Below are 1019 nucleotides of genomic sequence, written 5' to 3'. Positions count from 1 at the left end.
AACTAACATTAGTTTCATAACCTTGTATATGACTAAGGTTAATTTCTTCTGCTCTAAGATTCGCTAATTACTACCGTTCTAGCACCTACCGGTAGCCCATCAATAACATCTTTAAAGTGTAACTGTGGGAAGATATCAGAAACAAAAGGAACATAGCATTGGACTAGGCAATTATAAAGGTTAAACTTTTCCACTCCCATTTGTAGATCAGTTGGCCCTTCTTGATTCAAATCCAGCAGTTATAGGTTATTCCAGCAATATTTTTTAGCTACTCCAACTTTCCCTTCTTTACACACTGCACCCCTGCGAATGTCTCGAATGATGCAGGTTTAATTGAGATATTAACTCTCAACATCGCTTATTTCCAGTCGAAACCCGTCGCTATCCCCAAAATCACGATCATGCTAGACCACGCTTATCACCTTGAACATCTTACAAAGGCATTAAAGTATAAATCAAACAGCCAACCATCTAAATTAATTTCTGCTGCGTTGATAAAAAAGATTTCAAAAATTCTTACTGGGGGCTATATGGGGGCTATATATACCCCAACAATAGTTCAGGACTTTGGTGACATTTTGACCCCTATATAGGATATATATAGGTGCTAAGTAGGGTATATTTGACTGACTGATATTTTGTACCCCACTTAGCCCCCAAGGGGTGATGATAAACTTTTGAGATTAGGAAAATAAGGATGAAGTTATTTTATTCTTCTTTCTCTTGCTCTTGAAGATCACTGGAACAGATAATTTTCACTTTCTTAAAGTTTATTACTTGGAGCCTATGTCAAACATTCACACCTTGCAAAAAATTTTTCCTGCGGGTTTCGATAACGGTTACGGAAGTCTCAAACTTTTAGTCGATGGCTTTGAAGTAGTTCGTGTCCCCAGCTATATAACTAATGCCGAGATGGAAGATGTTCCAGGGCGCGTAGTTTTTAACGGCACTGCTTATACAGTTGGAGAGTCCGCTTACCGGACAGGGAATTATTTTGACCGCAACACAGACAATAATGA

Annotated in this window: 1 pseudogene; it reads left to right on the top strand. The window is 38.4% G+C overall.

Going from position 1 to position 1019, the window contains the following annotated elements:
- Positions 1–786: 786 nt before the first annotated feature.
- Positions 787–1019: pseudogene (locus tag ACWATR_RS40390) on the top strand (ParM/StbA family protein); the annotation flags it as partial.

The sequence above is a fragment of the Nostoc sp. UIC 10890 genome (assembly GCF_054786515.1).
Note: the sequence above shows the minus strand (reverse complement) of the source record. Positions and strands in the feature narration are given on the sequence as shown.